Below are 16,957 nucleotides of genomic sequence, written 5' to 3'. Positions count from 1 at the left end.
CGATGATTCTCAGCTCGCACTGGCGGAACGCCGCTTGATGACCTGGCCGACGACCGGCCAGTACGCGGCGATGTGCTTCAGCTCCTCGGTGACCTTGAACTCCTCCTTGTCGAACCGCTTGCGCAGGAACAGCGTGAGCCCGTCGTGGACCAGGTCGCCGATCTCGTCCGGGGCGCCGTTCTTCGCCCACCGCAGCGTCTGGAGGACCTTGAGCGTCGAGGCGTCCGTCCAGTGGTTGTCGGGGTCGGCGAGACCGAAGGCGGGCGGTACGAAGTCGGCCGCGCGCAGCTGCGCGAGGATCTCCTCCGAGGCGTCCCTGGGGTCGAGTTCGCCCTTCTGCACCTCCTGCACGAGGGTGCTGACGTTCTTCAGCAGCCGGCGGACCGGTGCGTAGTCGGGGATCGCGCCGTCCGGTGCCTGGCGCTCCAGCCGCACGAGCCCGGCCGGGTCCCGGTCGTCGAGGTAGGTGGCGTAGGCCCGGTTGATCTCGAACGTGGCGAGGATCTGGCCGAGCGACCACACCCTGAACCAGGCGTTCCACAGGAACCAGTTGCCGAACGACGTGTACGCGTTGGCGACGAGGTCGTCGTTGAAGTCCAGCAGTCCCTGCTCCAGCTCCTGGACGTACCCGAAGCGCTCGACGGCGAAGTCGTCGTCCTTGATGGCGTCCAGCAGCCGCCAGCCCAGCGCGTGGATGATCTCCATGGTGTTGGACAGGCCGCGGGAGAAGAGCGCGTCGACGAAGCCGGCCGCGTGCGAGGTCAGGCACCAGCGGTAGCCGACCGTCTGCTTGGAGGAGTACTGCAGCCGCCCGGTGCGCACCCAGTCGCGGGTGGCGACGGCGCCCTCGAACTGCGGCGCGATGTCGGGGTACTTGGCGATGAAGTTGCGGAACTCCTCCTCCGGGGTGCAGTCCGGCGTCGGGTGGATCCGCGGGTCGAGGTTGAGGCCGACGCTGCACAGCTGGCTGGTGGCCAGCGGGTGGTTGTCGAAGGGGATGACCCACATCCAGCCGCCCTCGAACATGTGGTGCAGGGTGCCCTCGCTCCACGGGCTGGGGTTCTTGTGCGTGCCCTTGGGAAGCGTGTCCTCGTACCGCTTCACGCCGATCATGTGGGTGAACAGCGAGCGCGACTGGTGGCGCAGCCGACTGGGCTCCTCGCGCAGCCCGAACTTCTCGGCCAGCGGCGAGCGGTGACCGCTGGCGTCCACGATGAACTTCACCCGCACCGGGTCGCCGTGGTCGGGGATGACCGTGACGCCGTCGTCGTCGATGTCGACGTCGACGATCCGCGTCTGCTGGCGGACCTCGGCGCCGTACTTGACGGCGACGTTCAGCATCCAGGCGTCGGTGTCCTGGCGGTAGAAGTGGTTCTCGGTGTGGGTGATCTTGGGGATCGGGAACATGTTGGTTTCCAGCGGGTTCTGCCGGGCGCCCTCGCGGTGGTAGAGGAACCCGAAGTTGCGCTTGACCCCGCTGTTGGTGGAGATCTTCGACTGGACCGCCTCGAAGGTGGTCAGCCACTTGATCTCCGGCACGTTGTACCGCTCGCTGACCAGCCGCATCATCATCGAGGTGTACGGGATGGTCGACTCGCCGATGGCGAAGCGGGGGTGGGTGCCCGCGTCCAGGACGAGTACCTTCGCCCCGCCCTGCGCGAGACAGGCCGCCAGCGTGGTGCCGGCCAGGCCGGACCCCAGGATCGCGACGTCGTACTGGGGTGATGGCATAAGCCTCTCCTTGGTCGCATTTAGCCGCTCGGGCGTCTGATCCGGCCAAGCTAGAAGCAGTGCCTCAAAGAGCACTCACGTCCCGGTCGGGTGGAACGTAGGCGCAGGTACGGGCGGGTGGACACAGGAACGGGCCGGCCTCCCCGAGGGGCGGCCGGCCATGGTTGAGCGGTGTCCACGCACGCCGGCGGCCGGCCTCCCCCCGAAGGGGAAGACCGGCCGCCGGGGTGTCGTCGGCAGACGTCAGCCCATGTGCGCCGCCGATCCGGACCCGACCTCGCCGGGCTGCGGCTTGGGCGTGTTCATCAGTGCCGCGATGGCCACCGCGCCACAGGCCATGATCACGCCGGCCCAGGTGAAGGCCGTGGTGAAGCCCTCGGTCATCGCCTGGTGGACGAGGGCCGGGTTCTTGCCCTGCGTGGCGTGTTCCGCCAGGTACTCCGCCGCGGCGTCCGCGGCGAGGGTGCTGAGCAGCGCCGTACCGATCGAACCGCCGATCTGCTGCGCGGTGTTGACGGTGCCGGAGGCCACGCCCGCGTGTTCGTCGGCGATCCGGTACGTCGCGTAGTTCATCGCCGTCGCGATCACCAGACCCATGCCCGCGCCCTGGACGTACAGGGCGGGCGCGACCATCGCCCAGTAGGAGGAGCCCGGGTCCAGCGCGGCCAGCCAGAACAGTGCGCAGGTCGCGATGATCATGCCGGGCACCACCAGGGCGCGCGGCGGCACCTTGGGGATGAGCTTGGTGGAGACACCGCCGGCGAACATGCCGACGCCCAGCGGCAGCGGCAGGAAGGCCAGACCGGTCTTCACCGGCGAGTAGCCCTTGACGAGCTGGAGGTAGAAGGTCAGGAAGAACAGCGCGCCGAGCATGGCGATCATCGCGATGCCCACCGCGAGGTAGGAGCTGCCCCGGGTGCGGTCGCTGATCACGCTCAGCGGCAGCAGCGGATGCGAGGAACGCGCCTCCACCGCCACGAACGCCGCCAGCAGCACACCTCCGGTGACGAACAACCCCAGCACCAGACCGGAGCCCCAGCCCTCGGACTCGGCCTCGCTGCACGCGTACACGATCGCGACGAGACCGGTGGTGACCAGCAGGACGCCGGGGATGTCGAACTTGGCCCGCACCGCGGCGCGCTGCTCCGGACCGAGGTACAGCACGCCGAACGCGGCGATCACGGCGATCGGGGCGTTCACGTACATGCACCAGGTCCAGTCCATGTACTCCGTCAGCAGACCGCCGAGCAGCAGGCCGATGACGGCGCCGCTGGCGACGATGCCGCCGAAGATGCTGAAGGCCTTGGCCCGTTCACGCTGGTCGGTGAAGTTGACCGTGATGAGCGAGAGCGCGGTGGGCGCCAGGAGGGCGCCGAACACGCCCTGGAGCGCACGCGCGGTGAGCAGCATCTCGATGTTCCCGGCCGCGCCGCCCAGGCAGGAGGCGATCGCGAAGCCGGCCAGGGCGATCAGGAAGGCACGCTTGCGGCCGGTGTAGTCGGCGATGCGGCCGCCGAGCAGCAGGAGGCTGCCGAAGGCCAGGGTGTACGAGGTGACGACCCACTGCCGGTTCTCGTTGGAGAAGCCCAGGTCGGCCTGCATCTCCGGCAGCGCGATGTTCACGATGGTGATGTCGAGGACCACCATGAGCTGCGCCAGGCAGATGAAGACAAGGGCCGTCCAGCGCTTGGGGTTCGCTAATGGGGCTGAGCCGGCGGCGGTGCCGCCGGGGACCCGGTCTTCGGATGTGGTCATGGGGGGAGATGCCTTTCTCCGTCGTGTTCCGCGGCCCCCCGGTCGGGGGCCGCGGACCTTGGCTCGGCCGTGCGGGTCGGCCGCCGCAAGGGGCGGTGGCGTCACCGCGACATGAATTCACCCGTTGATGGATTCATCCTGCCATGAATTATTCTCCCTGCGCGACGGTGCGGGCAAGTACCCAGTTCGGACCATCCACTCGAAGTACAGGGACAGCAGTGACCCGTCGAGCGGAGGACAAGCGATCCCCGAGCCCGCCAGTCCCGCGACGGTGTTGGTCGCGTCGTAGTCGATGGCCTCCTCACCTCCGACGACGAACTCCTCGACCACCCCCATGACCGGGTGCAACTCGTTGTCGTTGACGGCGAAGGAGTCCTGGAGCGCCTTCCACCACTGCTCGACCGGCACCGTGCGGAACTCCCAGCCGTGCCGGCCCATCGCGCCCAGCAGTTCCCCGAAGCCCGCCTTGCGCCGGTTGACCAGGTGGTACGTCAGTCCCCAGGTGTGCTCCCGGCGGGAGATCCGCACCAGGGCCGAGGTGACGTAGTCGACCGGGGTCATCTCGATCTCCAGATCGAGATCGGGAGCCAGGCCCAGCTGCACACAGCCCTTGATCACCCGGGTGGTGAAGTGGGTGGTCAGGCAGGCACCGGTGCGGGAGTCGCCGAGCACCCGGCCGGGCCGGTGCACATCGACCGGGATACCGCGCTCCTGCGCCTGCCGGACCAGCAGCTCGGCCGCCCACTTGGTCTGGACGTACCCGGTGACCAGCTTGCCGGCACCGAGGATGTCGTCCCCCTCGCCGATCACGGTGCGGCCGTCCGCGGGGATGCCCCAGATGCCGTACGTCGACACGTACGAGACCGGGATCTGCGCCGGTCCGGCGCAGGCGAGCCGGAGGATCTCCTCGGTGCCGGTCAGGTTCGCCGGGCGCAACTGCTCGTAGGTGTAGGAGAAGTTGACCCAGGCGCCGTTGTGGTAGATCGCGTCCACGGTGCCCGCGAGCCGGCCGAAGTCCGCCTCCGACAGGCCCAGCCGGGGCTTGCCCAGGTCACCGGGGACCACCGTGATCCGGGCCTCGGCGTCCTCGCGCCAGGGCAGGTACTGCTCCAGGTTCCGCCGGAGCCTGGCCAGGCCCGACTCCGGGGTGTCGCAGCGGACCAGGCAGTGCACGGTCGCCCCGGTGGTCGACAGCAGTTCGTCGAGGAGGTAGGCGCCGAGGAAGCCGGTGGCGCCGGTGAGCAGGACGTCGCCCGGGTCGGTGTACCCGGCACCGACCGGTCCGGCCGGGACGATCGCCGGGTCGAGGGCGACGTCGGCGGCGATCAGCTCCGGTTCCGTCCAGTCGGCCGCCGGGGCCGGAGCGGCCTCGCCCTCGCCGCCGAGCACGGTGTCCAGCAGCCGCACCCAGTCCTCCAGCGCGGTCCGCTCGAAGAACTGGCCGGGCTTCAGACCGATGCCCAGATCGCCCTTGCAGCGCTTGACGACCTCCATGACCATCAGCGAGTCCAGGCCGTGCGACATCACGTCCGCCTCCGGCAGCAGCGACTGCGGGTCCACCGCGAGCACCTCGCCGAGCACCTGCTGGAGGTAGCCGGTCAGCACGGCCGTGCGGCCCGCCGGGTCGGCGCCCTCCAGCGCCTGGAGCACCGCGGTGGACGTACCGCCGCCGACGCCCTCGTCGATCTCGACGGTGCGCAGCACCGGACGGTCGGCCCGGGCCTCCATGACCGGCTTGTAGACCGACCAGTCGGCGGCGCACACCACGGCCTGCGGCGCGTCCCCGGCGAGCAGCGCGTCCAGCAGCCGCAGGCACTGCGGCGCGGAGAGCGTGCGCAGACCGGTGGAGGTGAGGAACTCCAGGACGTCGGCGCCGAACAGGTTGGACGCCAGTTCCCACGGGCCCCAGCTCACGGTGAGCGCGCTGAGCCCCTGCGCGTGCCGGTACTCGGCGAGCGCGTCCAGGAACGAGTTGCCGGCCGCGTAGCTGGTCAGGTGCTGCGAGCCCCAGGTGGCGGCGATCGAGGAGAAGCCCAGGAAGAAGTCGAGCTCCAGCCCCTCCGTCAGCTGGTGCAGCAGCCAGCCGCCGACCACCTTGGGGCGCCACACGGCGTCGTACTCGTGCGGGTCGGACACCGGGATGTCCCGCAGGAACTGCGGCACGGAGGCGCCGGCCGCGTGCACGACACCGCGCAGCGGCATCAGGCCGGTCGACAGGCCCTGGACGACCGGCAGCATCTCCTCGATGTCGTTGACATCGGCGGCGATCACGTCGACGAGGACGCCGGTCTCCTCCAGCGCGGACACGAAGTCGACGCGTTCGCGGACCGAGCCGGTCAGGGCGGGGTCGCTCCACTGCTGCCGGGGCGGCAGCGGCGTACGGCCGAGCAGGACGATCCGGCCCGCGCCGTGGTCGGCGAGGTTGCGGGCGAGGGTCTGGCCGATGCCGCCGAACGCGCCGGTGATCAGATAGGTGCCCTGCCGGTCGATGCGCGGCCGCCGCTGGAGTTCCGCGGCGTCGAGCACGAGCTTGACCAGCCGGGCCACCCGGCGCCCGTCCCCACGCAGCGCCTGCTGGTCCTCGGCGGCGGTGTCGGCGAGCGCCGCGGCCAGCGCGGCCCCCTCGTCGGCGGTGTCCGCCGCGGGGTCCAGGTCGACCGCTCCGGCCCAGTGCTCGGGGTGCTCCAGCGCGACCACCCGGCCCAGGCCCCACAGGGTGCCGGCGAAGGGCTGGGTGACGCCCTGCTCGGGCAGGGCGGGCACGGCGCCCCTGGTGACCAGGCTGAGCCCGGTCGCGGTGCAGGCCGAGCGGGCCGTCAGGCCCTGCACCAGGGCGACCGCGGCCAGCTCGGCGCGGTCCCGGAACGCGGTCAGCGACTCCTCGTCGGCGGCGTCCGGGCGCGGCGCGTCGAGGCCGGTCAGCAGCACCACCCGGTGCGGGGCGATCCCCTCGGGCAGCTCGCCCAGCCAGTCGTCCAGGTCGGGTGCGCCGGACTCCTCGATCCGGCAGTGCGCGCCGCGGGCCCGCAGCGCCGAGGCCAGCCGGCGGGCGGTGCCGGTGCGGTCGGGCACCAGCAGCCAGCCCTGCCCGGTCAGGTCCGGTTCCGCCGCGGCCGGTGCGGCCTCCTGCCATTCGAGGCGGGTGAGCAGCTCGTCCGGGTGGCGCCAGGGCGCCGGGGCGGTGGCGGGGCCGGACGCCGGCTCGCTGACGACCACCAGTTCGCGGATGCCGCCCAGGTAGGCGCCGTCCTCGGAGAACAGGTCGACGCTGCCGCTGACCCGGCCGGGCTCGTTGCCGGGCTGGGCGACGGCCCGGACGTACCGGGCCCGGGTCAGGGAGTCGAGGGTGGCCTCGGTGATCCGCCCGGCGAAGCCCGCCTGGCTCAGGCCCGCGTCCCAGGAGACGGCGGCGACGGCCGCGTCCAGGACCTGTACGGCGTGGTCGGCGATCTCCTCGCTGTCCAGCCCGAGCGCCACCAGCACGCCCTCGTCGCCGCGCCGCGCGGACACCACGGAGCCGATCAGCGCGTCCGACAACGAGGCCGTCTCGTAGTGGAGTTCGTCGCTGTACTCCTGTCCGGCCAGGCTCGGGTCCTTACTGCCGGAGTGCCGCGAGCGGGTGCTCGCCCGGCGCCTGAGAACCGCGCGGGCGTGCCGCTTCCAGGGTGCGCCGGCGGCCGCCTCGGCCGGGGTCTGGCTGTGCAGTTCGACGATCGCGCAGCCGTCGTCGTCCCCGTTGACGATGATCTGGAGCACCCGGCCGGCCCGGTCCATCGGCGGCGGCTGGAACACTTCGAGGACCTCGACGCAGGACCAGCTCCCGCCGAGCGCGTCGGCGGCCGCCGCCCGCGCCGCCCGCCCCAGCGAGCCGACCGGCAGGAACCGGTGGCCGTGCGCGTCGGTGCGGGCGAAGCGGTCCCAGTCCGGCTCGTCGAGCTGGAGTTCGTAGGTCGGTACGGCGCTGCGCAGCCGGACCCCGGCCTGCGGCACGGGGGTTCCGGCGGACGCGCGGGGTGCCGCCTCGCGGCGCTCCTCGTACCAGTAGCGCTCGCCGTGCCAGGGGGTGACCGGCAGGGCCACCCGGGCCGGGGTGCGGCCCGAACCCGAGTGCACCGCCGTCCAGTCCACGGTCTCGCCGCGCAGGTGCAGCGATCCCAGCGCCCGCTGGACGGCGGTGCGGTCCTCGGGTGCGCCGGCCCTCGGCTTGTACAGGGACGGCACGTACAGGCAGTCGCCGTCCAGGCCGGTGCGGTCCCCGATGCCGCTGAGCACCGGGGCGGGGCCGATCTCCAGGAAGGTGCGGGCCCCCTCCGCGTGCAGCGCGGTGAGGCCGTCGTGGAAGCGGACCGTGCCGGCCGCGTGCCGCACCCAGTACTCCGGGCCGCCGTCCTCGGCGGTCCAGGGGCGGCCGGTGTGGTCGGAGATCAGCGGCAGGGTCGGCGCCTTGTAGGTCAGCGACTCGGCGACCGTGCGGAACTCCGCCAGCATGGGCGCCAGCAGCGGGGAGTGGAAGGCGTGGCTGACGGTGAGCCGGGTGGTGCGGACGCCGCGCCGCTGGAGCTCGGCGGTCACCGCCTCCACATCGGCCTCGGCGCCCGAGATCACCACGCTGGAGGGGCCGTTGACCCCGGCCAGCGACACCGTGTCGCGGTGGCCGGCGATGGCCGCGCGGGCGGTGGCCTCGTCGCAGTCGAGCGCCGCCATCGCGCCGCCCGCGGGCAGTTCGGCCATCAGGGCGGCGCGGGCCGCGACCAGCCGGACGGCGTCCGGCAGATCGAAGACACCTGCGACGCAGGCCGCGACGATGCCGCCGATGCTGTGGCCGAGCAGGCCGCTGGGCCTGAGCCCCCAGGACTGCCACATCCGGGCGAGCGCGTACTCGACGGCGAACAGCGCGGGCTGGGTGTAGCGGGTGTCGTCGACCGGTGAGTCCTGGCCGGGCTCCGGCCACACCACGGAGGCCAGCGGGCGGTCCAGGTGCACGTCGAAGAGGGCCGCCGCCTCGTCGAAGGGGCCGCGGAAGGCGGGCTCCCCGGCAAGTCCGCTCGCCATTCCGGCGTACTGCGAACCCTGGCCGGTGAACAGCCATGCCGTCTTGCGGTGCTTGTGGACGGGGAGTTCGGCGGTGACGATACCGGAGGCCCGCTCACCGCGGGCGAATGCGGCCAGCGCGTCGGCGAGTTCACCCGCCGTGGAGCCGGTGACGGCGAGTCCGTTGCGCTGCCGGGAGCGGCCGACCTGGCTGGTCCAGCCGATGTCGGCGAGCGGCGTGGTGGGGTGGGCGCGCAGGTGGTCGGCGTAGCGTCCGGCGAGGCGGGCGAGGCCCTCGGCGGAGTGCGCGGACAGGGTCAGCACCTCGGGACCCGAGGACCCTGCGGTTCCGGCCGCCGCGGGGGCCGCGCTGATCACGGCGTGCGCGTTGGTGCCGCTGGCGCCGAAGCTGCTGATGCCGCCGACGCGCGGCCGGTCACCCGTCTCGCCCCAGGCGCCGCCGTCCTTGGTGACCTCGACGTTCAGCTTGCCCCAGTCGACGTTCGGGTTGGGCTCGTTGAAGTGCAGGTGCGGCGGGAGTTCGCCGTGCTGGAGGGCGAGGACCAGCTTGAGCACACCGGCGATGCCGGCCGCCGACTCCAGATGGCCGATGTTGGTCTTGATCGAGCCGACCTTCAGCGGGCTGTCCGCGGGGCGGTTGCGCCCGATCACGGCCTGGAGCGCCCGCAGTTCGATCGGGTCGCCGAGCGCGGTGCCGGTGCCGTGCGCCTCGACGTAGTCGACGTCGCCGGGGGCGATGCCGGCCTGTTCCAGCGCGCCCCGGATGACGCCCTGCTGGGCGGCCGGGTTGGGCACGGTCAGCCCGCTGCTGCGCCCGTCGTGGTTGACGGCCGAGCCGCGCACCAGCGCCAGCACCGGGTCGCCGTCGCGCAGCGCGTCGGAGTAGCGCTTGAGGACGACCACGCCGGCGCCCTCGCCGCGCACATAGCCGTTGGCGCCCGCGTCGAAGGTCTTGCAGCGGCCGTCCGGGGAGAGCCCGCCGAACTTGCTCATCATGACGAAGCCGTACGGCGAGAGCATCAGGTTGACGCCGCCGGCGAGCGCCATGTCGCACTCGCCGGTGCGCAGGTCCTGGCAGGCCTCGTGCAGCGCGACCAGGGAGGAGGAGCAGGTCGTGTCGACGACCTTGCTCGGTCCCATCAGGCCGAGGGTGTAGGAGATCCGGCCGGCGACGAAGCTGGGCTCGCCGACGAGCTGGTAGGCGTCGACGTCACGGATGTCGCCCTCGCTCTGGCGCAGCCGGGCGTAGTCGGTGGTGGAGACGCCGAAGTAGACGCCGGTGGCGCTGCCGTTGAGCCGGTCCGGGGCGTAGCCGGCCCGCTCCAGCGCCTCCCAGGCCACCTCCAGCACGATCCGCTGCTGCGGGTCCATGCCGACCGCCTCGCGCGGCGAGATCCCGAACACGCCGGGCTCGAAGACGTCCACGCGCTCGTCGAGGAAGCCGCCCTGGGTGACGTACGCCTTGCCGGGCCGGTCGGGGTCGTCGTCGAAGACGGCCTGCGCGTCGCCGCGTTCGGCCGGGAACTCGCGGATGGTGTCGGTGCCGTTCACCAGCATCCGCCACAGCGAGTCGGGGCCGTCGGCGCCGCCCGGCAGCCGGCAGCCGAGTCCGATCACGGCGATCGGCTCGTCCAGCGGGCGGCTGCGGTTCTTCGCCACCTCGCCCTGGAGCCGCTCGATCGTGCGGACGGCTTCGACGAGTTTGGCCCGGTAGTCCGGGGTCGTCATGGTCAGTCTCCCTCGGTCAACAGGGCTTCGGACGACGCCAGGGCGTCGTCGAGACGGCTCAGCAGAGAGTCGTCGTCGAGGTCTGCGGGATCTTCCAGGACCTCGGCCGGCTCCTCGGGCGCGAGGTCCGCGCCGGCGGATTCGGTCAGGTCCTGCGGTTCGGGTTCGGTGAGCACCTCGTCGAGGACGAAGCGGGCGAACGAGGTGACGTTGGGGCACTCGAACATGACGGTGCCGGGGAGTTCGAGTCCCAGCTCGCGCTCGGCGCGCTGCTTCAGGTCCTGCGAGAGCACCGAGTCCATACCGAGGTCGAAGAAGCCCTGGTCGGGCGAGACGTCGGCCTCCTCACCGAGGACCTGCGCGACGAGCACCAGCAGCAGGTCGACCAGTCGCTCCTCCCGCCGGTCGGGCGGCAGCGCGAGCAGTTCGGTGGCGAGATCACCGGCGGGCTCCGGCGCGGTCACGGCCTCGGGCCGCGCTTCGGAGTGCGGCTCGGACTGCGGACGGGGTTCCGCCGAGTAGGGAGTCTCCACCCAATAGGCCTTGCGCTGCCAGGGGTAGGCGGGCAGCGGTACCGTCCGGTGCGGTCCCGGCACCAGCCGGTCCCAGTCGACGCCGACGCCGTGGGCGTGCAGCGACGCGGCCAGTTCCAGCAGTTCGACCGGGCCGAGGTAGGCCTTCTCGACGCCGCTGGGCTGGCGCCGGCGCGGTGCGGTGAGCTGCACCGGGACGGCCTCCCCCGGCTCCACGGAGGCGTCCAGGGCGGCGCCGAGCATGCGGATCGCGCGGCTGCCGGTGCCGATGTCCAGCAGGACGTCGAGGCCGTTGAGGATGACCTCGTTGGCCGGCGGGGTCCAGCCGTCGGCGGCGGAGTGCCGGGCCACCCGGGCCCCGCCGGGCTGCGCGGGGACGGGAACCCCGGCGGCGAGCAGCCGTACCGCGTCGACGACGGTGAGGTCGCCGGCGACGACGGCCGCCGCGTACTCGCCGATGTCCCAGCCGACGACCGCGTCGGGCCGCACGCCCAGCACCTTCCACAGGGCCGTGGTGGCGAGCTGGCCGGCGAAGACCTCGCCCGCGTGCTCCACGCTGCCCGGGTGCGGCGGGCCGTCGGGCTCGCCGAGTTCGGCACGCAGCGCCTCGTGGGCCTCGGCGAGCGCCGTGCGGTACGTCTCGGCGGCCTCCGGGTCCCCGGCGAGCGCCTCCTCGTACGCCGACAGGTCGGCGGGGGTGCGGCCGTAGACGAAGAGCACCGTGGCCTCGTCGCGGGCCTGCACCGGGCGGGCCCGGTCCAGTGCGGCGAGCAGCTCCTCGCGGGTGCGTCCGACGGCGGTGACCCGGTGCGCGAGGTGGGCGCGGCGGGCGCCGGCCGTCCAGCACAGGTCGGCGAGGTCGCTGTCGGCGGTGGCCTCGACCCGCTCGCGCATCAGGGCCACGGCGTCGGCCAGGGCGTCCGGGGTGGCGGCCGACACGGTCAGCACGCAGGGCCGTACGGGCCGGGGCGCCACCGGGGGTTCGGCCCGGTAGGGGGCCTCCTGGACCAGGACGTGGGCGTTGGTGCCGGTGAAGCCGAACGCGCTGACGCCCGCGATCCGGGGCCGTTCGCCGCGGGGCCACGGGACCGGCTCGCCGGCCACGGTCAGCGGCAGTTTCGCCCAGTCGAGCTGGCTGGTCGGCTCGGTCAGGTGCAGTTGGGCGGGGATCCGCTCGTGGCCGAGGGCCAGCACCGTCTTGATCAGACCGGTGACTCCGGCGGCGGCCTCCAGATGGCCGACGTTGGTCTTCACCGAGCCCACGACGAGCGGGCTGCGCGCGGTGCGCCCGGTGCCCAGCGCCCCGGCCAGCGCGCGCAGTTCGACCGCGTCGCCGAGCCGGGTTCCGGTGCCGTGCGCCTCGACGTACGACACCTCGTGCGGTTCGACGCCGGCCTGGTCGAGGGCGGTGAGGATGACCTCTTCCTGGGCGGTGCCGCTGGGCACGGTGAAGCCGCCGCTGGCCCCGTCCTGGTTGACCGCGCTGCCGCGGATGATCGCGTACACCCGGTCACCGTCGCGCAGCGCGGTCGAGAGCTTCTTGAGAACGACCACTCCGGCGCCCTCGCCCCGGCCGTAGCCGTCGGCGGAGTCGTCGAAGGTCTTGCACCGCCCGTCGGGGGCGAGCGCCCCGGCCGCGCCCATGGAGAGGAACACCGTCGGGGTGGCCATCACGTTGACGCCACCGGCCAGCGCCAGCCTGCTCTCCCCCGCGCGCAGGCTCTGGCAGGCCAGGTGCACGGCGGTGAGGGAGGACGAGCAGGCGGTGTCGACGGCGAGGCTCGGGCCGCGCAGTCCCAGGAAGTAGGAGATCCGGCCGGCGGTGGCGCTGAAGGAGTTGCCGGTGCCGTAGTAGAGGTCGACATCGGCCTCCCGGCGGGTCACCAGCTGCTGGTAGTCGGTGGTGTTGAGGCCGACGAAGACACCGGTGCGGGTGCCGCTCATCCGGTCGGCCCGGACCCCGGCGTCCTCCAGGGCCTCCCAGGCCACCTCCAGGAACAGCCGCTGCTGCGGGTCCATGGTGCGGGCCTCGCGGGGCGAGATCCGGAAGAAGGAGTTGTCGAACCCGTCGACCTCGTCGAGGAACGACCCCCGAGCGGGCACACCGGCGAGCGCCGAAGCATCCCACCGCTCAAGGGGAACATCCCCACTGGCATCGACCCGCCCCTCGAGCAGCCGCCAGAACCCCTCTCCCCCACTGACCCCACCGGGCAACCGACACCCGATCCCGATCACGGCAACCGGCTCGACCCCGTCGACATCGTCCCCCGGCTCAAGACCGACAGCCGGCGCAGCCAGGACTCCGTCCCGGGAAGCCCCCTGAAGGGGCGCGGGGAACTGCGCAACACCAGCGCCAGCGGACGGCTCAGTCACAACCCCGCCCGGGGAAGCCCCCTGAAGGGGCGCGGGGAACTGCGCGACACCAGCGCCAACGGACGCCCCACTCCCCACTCCGCCCCCGGCAACCCCCTCAAGGGGCGCGGGGAACTGCGCGACCGGCCCGGACGGCGCGACAGCCGCCACCGTCTCCTCGGCCACGGCCGGACCCCCGGCGCTCTCAAGGGGCGCGGGGAACTGCGCGACCGGCCCCGACGCCGCCGCACCCGCCCCCGGAGTCAACGTGACGATGTAATCCGCAAACCCATCGATCGTGCCGTGCGCCAACGCATCCGCCCCATCGACAGGAACACCGAGCTCCTCCGCCACCCGCCGCCCGAACTCCGCCACGGAGATCGAGTCGATCCCCAACTCGAAGAACCCCCGAGTGCGCGGCAGCCGCTTCCGCGGCCCATGCCCGAGCACCTTCACCAGCACGGCATGCACCGTGGACGCGACCTGCTCCCGATCAAGCACGACCGGCACGACAGCCTCACCGCCCGTACCGGCCTCGGCGGACTCCTCCACGGCGGGCGCCAAAGCCACCGGCGCCGAAGAAGGCACCGCAACCGGAGCAGGCACCGCGGAAGAAGCAGGCACCGCAACCGAAGAAGGCGCCGCAACCGCGTCGCCCCCAAGCTCGGCAACCACCCTCCCCCGCGCATCAACCAGCCGGACCTCCGCCCGCAACCCCTCCAGATCCCCCCGCCCGGAGGCACCCTGCTCCCCCCGCTCCACCCCGTCCAGCCAGAACCGCTCGTCCGCCCACCGATGGGGCGGCAACGAAACCGGCCGAACAGAACGCCCGTGCACACCGGCCCAGTCGACGTCGACCCCCGCCGCGTGCAGCACGGCCCGCGACCGGGCCAGCGCCGTCGGCCCGTCCTGCCCCCGCACCAGCGAGGAGACGACAGGCCCGCGCAGCGAGCGATGGGCGAGCGCGGACCGCAGCGGCCGCGCGAGCACCGGATGCGCACCGATCTCGACGAACACCGTCTCCCGCTCGGCGAGCAGCGCGTCGACGACGGGCCAGAGCCGCACCGGCTCCCGCAGGTTGGCACTCCAGTAGGCGGCGTCGAGCGGCACGTCCTGCCCCGGCAGCGCGGTCGACAGGAACGGCACCGACACCGAAGACGGAGTCAAGTCCGCGAGCAGCAGACCGAGTTCATCGGCATAGGGCTGCATCAGCGGCGAGTGGAAGGCGTAGTCGACCGGAAGGGCGACCACGTTCACCCCGTCCGCGGCAAGCTCCCGCACCGCGGCCTCCACCGCTCCGGCGGGCCCGGCGACCACGACGGAGTCGGGCCCGTTCTCGGTGGCGACGCACACCTCGGGGTGCCGGGCGGCGAGCCGCTCGCGGACCTGGTCGGCGCCGAGCTCGACGTTGGCCATCCGTCCGGTCCCGGCGGCGCGGTGCATCAGCCGCCCGCGGTGGGCCACCAGCCGTACCGCGTCCTCCAGTTCGAGCGCGCCGGCCATGTGGGCCGCGGCGACCTCGCCCATGCTGTGGCCGATCACCGCGTCGGGGCGCACGCCCCAGGACTGCCAGAGCCGGGCCAGCGCGACCTGGACCGCGAACACCGCGGGCTGGGCGACGTCGGTGGCCTTGACCCGGGCCGGGTCGGCGTCGCGCAGGACGTCGTAGAGGGACCAGCCGGCCTCGGCGCGCAGCAGTTCGTCGATGTCGTCGAGGGTGTCGCGGACGACGGGTTCGCTCCGGGCGAGGTCGAGGCCCATCTGCGGCCACTGCGAGCCCTGGCCGGAGAAGACGTGGACGACCCTGGGCCGGATGTCGGCCGCGCGGCCGCCCTCGGCGTCGGCGAGGGCCGCGCCGAGTTCGGCGGCGTCGTTGCCGACGACGGCGATCCGGTGCCGGTGGTGGGTGCGGCGTACCGCGGAGGCGGCGGCGATCGGTCCGACCGGGTCGGCGAGCACGCCGGCGTAGTCGGCGGCGAGGTCGCGCAGCCCCTCGGCGGTGGTCGCGGAGATCAGCAGCGTGTGCGGTCCGGCCGTCTCCACGGCGGGCTCGGGCTGCGGCGCGCTGCCGAGGACGATGTGCGCGTTGGTGCCGGAGAGCCCGAAGGCGCTGACTCCGGCGGTCAACGGCTGACCGTCGTCCGGCAGTTGTACGTGGTCCACGGGGACGCGCGTCCCGGACGACTCCCAGTCGATCATCGGCGCCGGGTAGACGTGGTGGATCTGGCCCGGGACCGTACGGTGCCTGAGCACCAGCAGGGTCTTGAGCAGGCCGGCGATGCCGGCGGCGGAGTCCATGTGCCCGAAGTGGGCCTTGTGGGAGCCGACCAGCAGCGGTTCCCCGTCGATCCTGGTCCGGCCGATGACCTCGGTGAGCGCGGAGATCTCCAGCGGGTCCCCGAGCGGGGTGCCGGTGCCGTGGGCCTCCACGAAGACCGGTTCCTCGGGGGTGACGGACGCCGACGCGAGCGCGGAGCGCAGCAGTTCCTGCTGGGCCAGCGCGTTGGGGGCGGTCAGTCCGGCGCTGCGGCCGTCCTGGTTGACGGCGGAGCCGCGGATCAGTCCGTGGATGCGGTCGTGGTCGCGTACGGCGTCGGCGTAGCGCTTGAGGACGACGACGCCGCAGCCCTCGCCGCGGACGATTCCGTCGGCGCGGGCGTCGAAGGGGCGGCAGCGTCCGGTGGGCGACAGCGCCTGCACCTTGCCCATGAAGACGGAGAGTTCGGGCGCGACGATCACGTTGACGCCGCCGGCGAGCGCGGTGTCGGCCTCGCCGTTGCGCAGCGCCTGGCAGGCGAGGTGGACGGCGACCAGGGAGGAGGAGCACGCGGTGTTGACGGTCATCGCCGGGCCGTGCAGGCCGAAGGTGTAGGCGATGCGTCCGGCGGCGAAGCTGAACTCCTTGCCGGAGGCGAAGTAGGGGTCGATGGCGCGGATCCCGGAGGTCCGCGCGTGCAGCAGCAGATAGTCGGAGCCGAGGATGCCCATGTGGACGCTGGTGCGGGTGCCCTCCCAGCCGGCGCGGGGCAGTCCGGCGTCCTCCATGGCCTCCGAGCACACCTCCAGCAGCAGCCGCTGCTGGGGGTCCATGCCGCGGGCCTCGCGCGGGGAGACGCCGAAGTAGTCGGCGTCGAACCGGTCGATCCCGTCGAGGAAGCCGCCCTCCCGGCTGTACGTGGTGCCGGGGTTGTGGCGGTCGGGGTGGTGGAAGTCGTCGCTCCAGCGGTCTGCGGGCACCGGGGTGATGACGTCGACGCCGTCGATCAGTACGCGCCACAGCCCGTCCAGGTCGCGGACGCCGCCGGGGAAGCGGCAGCCCGCCCCGACGACCGCGATGTCGTCGGGGCGGGGCTCGAACCGTCGGTTCTCAGCCATGGACCGGAGTACCTCCCGTTGTGACCTGACGGTGCCGGCCCGCCAGGTATCCCGCCAGGGACCGGATCGTCGGGTACCTGACGAAGGTGTGCGGATCCACCTGGTCGCCGAGCCAGTCCTTCAGGGCGGTGGTGATGACCAGGCTGTCCGCGGAGTCGATGTCGAACTCGTCGAAGCGGAGGTGGACCGAGACTGTCGCCGGGGGCAGCAGGGTTCGTTGGGCAATCTGCTCCACCAGCCAGTTCTCCACCGCTTCCGGGGTGATCTCCTGGGGGGTGACCCCCTGCGCAGTTCCGCTCACCGTGGCACCTCTCTCCCTCAAGTGCGGCCGGAAGCGACGGTAGGCAGACGGACTCAAGACGCCCTTGAGAGAGCCCGGTGGCGGGCGGTGTCCGCCCGTTGTGGGGAGCGTTGCCCGGTGTGCACGGGTT

Annotated in this window: 5 protein-coding genes; all 5 read right to left on the bottom strand. The window is 72.7% G+C overall.

Translation table 11 applies throughout. The annotated features are described in order from the left end of the window. Positions 1 to 9 precede the first annotated feature (9 nt). Positions 10 to 1,731 (bottom strand): NAD(P)/FAD-dependent oxidoreductase, encoded by a 1,722-nt coding sequence (locus tag ABT296_RS29290; RefSeq protein WP_351931684.1) that lies wholly within the window; start codon positions 1,729 to 1,731, stop codon positions 10 to 12. Positions 1,732 to 1,974: 243 nt separating this feature from the next. Then, entirely contained in the window at positions 1,975 to 3,486 is a 1,512-nt protein-coding gene (locus ABT296_RS29285; protein WP_351931683.1) for an MFS transporter, read from the bottom strand. Between the two features lie 117 nt (positions 3,487 to 3,603). After that, positions 3,604 to 10,266 carry a thioester reductase domain-containing protein gene (locus tag ABT296_RS29280; protein ID WP_351931682.1) on the bottom strand — a complete coding sequence of 2,221 codons (6,663 nt, stop codon included), beginning with the start codon at positions 10,264 to 10,266 and terminating at the stop codon, positions 3,604 to 3,606. A gap of 2 nt (positions 10,267 to 10,268) precedes the next feature. Further along, the gene (locus ABT296_RS29275; protein ID WP_351931681.1) at positions 10,269 to 16,526 is read right to left on the bottom strand and encodes a type I polyketide synthase; all 6,258 of its coding nucleotides are present in this window, start codon (positions 16,524 to 16,526) and stop codon (positions 10,269 to 10,271) included. After that, positions 16,519 to 16,827, bottom strand: coding sequence for an acyl carrier protein (locus tag ABT296_RS29270; protein ID WP_351931680.1), 309 nt, complete (start codon positions 16,825 to 16,827; stop codon positions 16,519 to 16,521). The genes ABT296_RS29275 and ABT296_RS29270 overlap by 8 nt, the downstream gene beginning before the upstream one ends. Positions 16,828 to 16,957 lie beyond the last annotated feature (130 nt).

This window comes from Streptomyces sp. NPDC000983 (assembly GCF_040299205.1).
In the GTDB taxonomy this organism is placed as follows: Bacteria; Actinomycetota; Actinomycetes; order Streptomycetales; family Streptomycetaceae; genus Streptomyces.
The sequence above is the reverse complement of the archived record's forward strand: the minus strand, read 5'-3'. Positions and strand labels throughout refer to the sequence as shown.

Excerpts from the sequence above, each read along its gene's own strand:
- ABT296_RS29285 (WP_351931683.1), bottom strand. The coding sequence starts at position 3,486 with ATGACCACATCCGAAGACCGGGTCCCCGGCGGCACCGCCGCCGGCTCA.
- ABT296_RS29275 (WP_351931681.1), bottom strand. The coding sequence starts at position 16,526 with ATGGCTGAGAACCGACGGTTCGAGCCCCGCCCCGACGACATCGCGGTC.
- ABT296_RS29290 (WP_351931684.1), bottom strand. The coding sequence starts at position 1,731 with ATGCCATCACCCCAGTACGACGTCGCGATCCTGGGGTCCGGCCTGGCC.
- ABT296_RS29280 (WP_351931682.1), bottom strand. The coding sequence starts at position 10,266 with ATGACGACCCCGGACTACCGGGCCAAACTCGTCGAAGCCGTCCGCACG.